General features: G+C 56.8%; 3 protein-coding genes. 1 reads left to right on the forward strand and 2 read right to left on the reverse strand.

Annotated elements, in window-relative coordinates; genetic code table 11:
* Window positions 1–606 (reverse strand): hypothetical protein (locus tag ABZ260_RS46540; RefSeq protein WP_355631135.1); only part of this gene is annotated, 606 nt, incomplete at its 3' end.
* An 866-nt stretch (window positions 607–1,472) separates the two neighbouring features.
* Here ABZ260_RS46540 and ABZ260_RS46545 point away from each other — a divergent pair.
* Window positions 1,473–2,753 (forward strand): WD40 repeat domain-containing protein, encoded by a 1,281-nt coding sequence (locus tag ABZ260_RS46545; protein WP_355631138.1) that lies wholly within the window; start codon window positions 1,473–1,475, stop codon window positions 2,751–2,753.
* A 638-nt stretch (window positions 2,754–3,391) separates the two neighbouring features.
* Here the strand turns inward: ABZ260_RS46545 and ABZ260_RS46550 are convergent.
* Window positions 3,392–4,393, reverse strand: coding sequence for a hypothetical protein (locus ABZ260_RS46550; protein ID WP_355631141.1), 1,002 nt, complete (start codon window positions 4,391–4,393; stop codon window positions 3,392–3,394).
* Window positions 4,394–4,923: the final 530 nt, after the last annotated feature.

Below are 4,923 nucleotides of genomic sequence, written 5' to 3' on the forward strand. Positions count from 1 at the left end.
AAACGAATGCAGTACCGATCTGGCCTGTTGGACGGCTTCATTGCTCAGACCGGCTTCATCCTCAAACCGCCGTAACTTCAGCCCTTCAACCTCAGCTGCGACACCGGCGAGTACTTCGTCGATCTCGTCGACCAGCTCTGCCCCACCCTCCTGAGACTTCAGGTGCGCTTTAAGCCTGGTCAGGTCCTTGCTCACCGAGCCGAGACTTCTGGCCTGGGGAACACCTGGCAGGCTCCAAGTCCGGTGATTGTCCAAGTAGCGCGTCAAGACGAAAGTAGTTGCATCGGCAAACACCATCGCATCAACCGCATGCAGCGCGGCAAGATCGTCAGGTTCGAGCGTGAACGTCGCCTCGACGACCTCGATGTCGGACGGGTCGTGCTGGCCTCTACTGATCTCGGTGTAGCGCGACCGAGGGTAATCACGCAGCGAGTCAAGTTTACAGCCATGATCATCGGGCGGATTGATCGTCTGGAGCGCCAGAAGCAAAGCGGTCTTTCCCGCCTCGTTCGCCCCGACTGCGATGGTCTTCCCAGCCTCAACCTCGAACGGGGTCGAGTCATGGACGGATCGGTAATCACGGATCCGAGCTGCCGCAAGCTTCATGGCTGCGGGCCTCCTAGTAGAGGATGAACGCCAAGATTGCCAAGAATAACCCCGGCTTCTCAGCTACCGGGTAGCTGTTCACACTGAAACCAGGGCTCCACGAAGGTGGCCGTTCAGGCGTCGATCGAAGGCGTGAGATCTGGTGGTTACTCGGACACGGTGCGGAAGCTCAATGCACGAGCTGTCGCGTCCCTGCTGCGGTGTCGCGCTTACTGGACGAACATCGAGGATGCTCAGGCGGTAGCTACGATCGTCGACCTGCTGGGCTTGACTAGCGTTTCAGAAACAGCCTAAGCAGTTTCCACGCCCGACTCCGGCGACCGGGGTCAGCTGAACAGAGATACACAGCAGCAAGAGCTGACGGTAAAACGGCCGCGATCAACGCGATGAGCAGCAAGTTAGACATCATCGATGCGGCTTCCCCTTCATGTATGAGCTCACTTGGAAGGCTGCCATCAGCCTGGCGGTGGCTTCCGTTGTAGCGATCTAGCCACCCTGCCGAGGGGCGGCGTGGTCCGAGCCTGAACTAACCAAAGGGGACGTTTACGGACGACACCAGGCTGCTGACAAGGTCAGACGCATCGGTACACACGCCAACAGTTATTTACAAAATCTTACAGGGCGACTATGGGCATATAGGTTTTACGTTTTCTGACAACCTGGCATGCTCGTTCACTATGAGCCAGCAGCATCCGATTTCTCCGGCCGCCGAGGTCCCACTTGAGACGCTACGCGCCTGTCTGAAGCGGTTGCATCGGACCAACGGAGAGCCCAGTACGCGCACCATCGCTCATCGGATCCAGGTGATCAGCCACAGCACAGTGCACAGCGTGCTGCGATGCGATAAGGAGCCGCGGTGGGGCCAGTTGGAGCTGGTAGTCGAGGCCATGAACGGCAACGTAGAAGAGTTCCGCCAACTGTGGGTGGCTGTACGCGACGCTCGGGATGTGCATGACCACACGGCTGATACATCTGAACCACCCGTAGACTCCTTGATCACAACTCAGGATCTCGTCTCGGAGGTCCGGGCGCTTGCCGTAGCTAAGGACAGCACGGCGCCATCGCGGATCTCCTCTGACAGCGCCGATATGCAGCGAGAGCACGATAAGCAACTCAATCCTAAGGTTGCCGCGTTGTACGAGGAGCGCGATGACCTTGCCAATCGACTACAGGCGACTACGACGGCCGCCGCCGCCGCCCAAGCTCATATTGAGCACCTCCAGCGGGCGCTGCGCAGCGTTTGGCCTAGTGCCGGCCACCTACTACTGGGGCACACGGGTCACGTCTTGGGAGTGGAGTTTTCACCGGACGGCCACCTCCTAGTGACGGCAGGCGAGGACGGCACCATGCGTCTATGGGATCCGAGCACCCGAAAGACGATCGGCGTCCCTCTCACTGGTCACAAAGGAGCGGTTACGGGCGTGCGTTTCTCTCCCGACGGTCGACTGCTTGCCAGTGCTAGCTGGGATGGCACCGCAAGACTGTGGAACCCCATCACTGGCAAGCCAATCGGTGCCCCTCTCACGGGCCATGCTGAGGTCGTCGTTGAAGTGGAGTTTTCACCGGACGGCCACCTCCTAGTGACGGCAGGCGAGGACGGCACCATGCGTCTATGGGACGCGAGCACCCGCGAGGCAATCGGCGTCCCTCTTACCGGTCACAAGAATGCCATTATTGGACTTAGATTCTCTCCCGATGGCGATAAGTTAGTTACGGCTAGCGAAGATGGCACCGTGCAGTTGTGGGACTCGACTACATATAAGCCAATTGGCACCCCTATCATCCATAACAGTCCCATTATTGGGGTGAGATTTTCTCCCGACGGCCATCTACTCGCCATAGCCAGCGAGGATGGCACTATGCAGTTGTGGGACCCGATCACCTGCACACCGATAAGCGATCCCCTTGTCAGCGATACGGGCGGGTTCCTGGGAATATCAGGGCTCTCCGACGACCACCTGCTGGCTACCGCTGGATGGGACGGCACCGTACAACTATGGGACCTAGCCACACATCAGCCAATCGGAGCCCCTCTCAACGGCCACAGCGGCCCCGTACTTGCAGTGACCTTCTCTCCAGATGGGCATCTGTTAGCTACTGCTGGATGGGACGGCACCGCGCGACTGTGGCTGTCCCCTCATGTGTGACCGCATAGGAATACTGCTTGCTGCACTGGTGATCAAGGGTTGGCGTTACCCGGAATACACATACCCTTCCAAGTCAGATGACTGATCACAAGTAACGTCGAGCTTTCAGGTTCGCTGTAATGCTCTCTTGCGAACTGCGGCGCAGCCTCCCCTTAGCGTTTGCTGCGCAAATCACCATCTGCTGGAGCATGCTCCTTAATAAAGTAACCACCGAAAGTTTGCCACTTGACGCCAGGGGGCAGAATTCATCAACCGCTGCCGATCCCTCTACTGGTCTTTCGATGACATAAGAGCCTACTTGAAAACGAGAGCCGTTCACGATGTATAGGGCTCCTCGGTCTGGTTACGCGGCAGGTTCTTCCTAGTGGTGTGTGATCGCGTGAGCGACGTTGCTGTATATGCTGTACACAGCCCCTTGCCGATGGCCCGCCCCGTATCCGATGGCAAGGGGAGCCGTACCGCAGGGCCGCCAGGCCCGAGGAACGGAAGCCCCGCGGCAGCCTGATGTTACGATTTTCAAGCCTGATTACCAAACCGATATATTACTCAACCCTGGGATTGAATGGCTGCTCATAGAGGGCATCGATTGGCAGTGATGACCGATTTTTCCGTCACGTTGGCTGGTAAGTGTCTCGCCACTAGCCATGCTCACTGGATGCAGATCCCTTGTTATCTTCCCTGGCATCCACGAGCACAATCGTCGAACGCTCTTCATCCGTCAAGCTATCCATTAGACGTCCAATTTTCTGCTCATCTTTATCATCCGAATAGACAATGACATAAAATGAACTACTAGTACGATTTGCATCCTCATAGATCTTCAATTGATTGCGCAAACCTGATTCCAGTCGCTTGCTACTGGCAAGCTTAAACTCGACTAGGGATTTGTCCTTTGATCCCATGCTCACAGAAAAGTCAACCGCCCCACGCCCATTGCGCGGCTCGCGGTTAACATCGAAAGGGGTCCCGTGCCACACTGCTTGAAATAGTATTTGCACATCACTTTCCCTCAGATTCCCTACCCCATTCCGATGAAGAAGCTTATAGCCATCCTGCTTCTCGATGAAGAACTTAAAGGTTTCCAGTCGACGGCGAGTCTCTTCACGGCTTGTCATCTCCGTGCTATAGAAGTTGGTACTACCTCTCAATCTAGCGGTGATCTCCTCAGCCATCTGGCGAATAGCGGCAACCCTTCGGGCTTCCGACGGGTTGAACACCAGCCCTACATCTCCACGACCTCCCCATTTGGTGACAGGAGGCACCAAGACTCGCTGTCGCGCCTTTACCGTTACTCCGGATTCACCTAGCGTCACTTGAGGTTGCCATATCCTTGAACTCTTCCGGGCATTATTACTGAATTCGGGAAGCGCAATAACAGCGAAATCTTTGGGGTCAATACGGAAGGGCAGATCATCGCCCTCAACAAACATCACACCCCCCTGCGACTCAGTCAGCCGCCAGTCGCTGATCGTCACTTCACTATTTGACCTATTTCGCACAGTTAGATATATGCAGCCAAAGGATTTCCAGAACGTCTGCTTGCTTACATCGATGACACTCCCCTTGTAGGTTCGAATTTGATGACCACCTTCCGGACCATCGAAAAAGCCTGCAATTCCATACCCCAGGTGCAAAATCACGGGGCGGATGAATGGAAGGGAAAACATATCGACTCCAGCGCCAGTCGCGTAGCCTTTGTTACATCTACGTAGATTACTCTGGAGTCCCTGAATTCTCAGCTAATCACCTCGTACACCGACAACCCATCGCGTAGAGGCAGCAGGCGGGCGACGGAGCGTCGAGCTTGGCTCTGCGTATCCGTTTGCTGGCCACCGTTCCACCGTCATGTGTTGCCCCTACGGTTGCAGCCGGGTTTGATGCGGTGGAGTCAGTCTTCTGTGCCTCGGGATAGATAGTGTGCGAGAAACCAGGTTTCACCTCGGCCACTCCGCGAGTTTGGCGTCGCGTGATCGCCTAGGAGTCAGAGATCCCCGCCGAAGGCGTGCTCTCACTGTCCCGACTGCGGTGGGTACGTCGACTGTCTGGGCGTACTCCATGATTGGCTTCCCCGTGTTTCAGCCGGTTCTCTATCGGGGATTGGCGCGTGGGCGGCGCTGGCCGCGACCGGCCGAAGAGCCGCAGCGCGGCCAGCGACCGCCCGACGCGCGGC

Source organism: Streptosporangium sp. NPDC006013, assembly GCF_040614275.1.
Lineage (GTDB): Bacteria > Actinomycetota > Actinomycetes > Streptosporangiales > Streptosporangiaceae > Streptosporangium.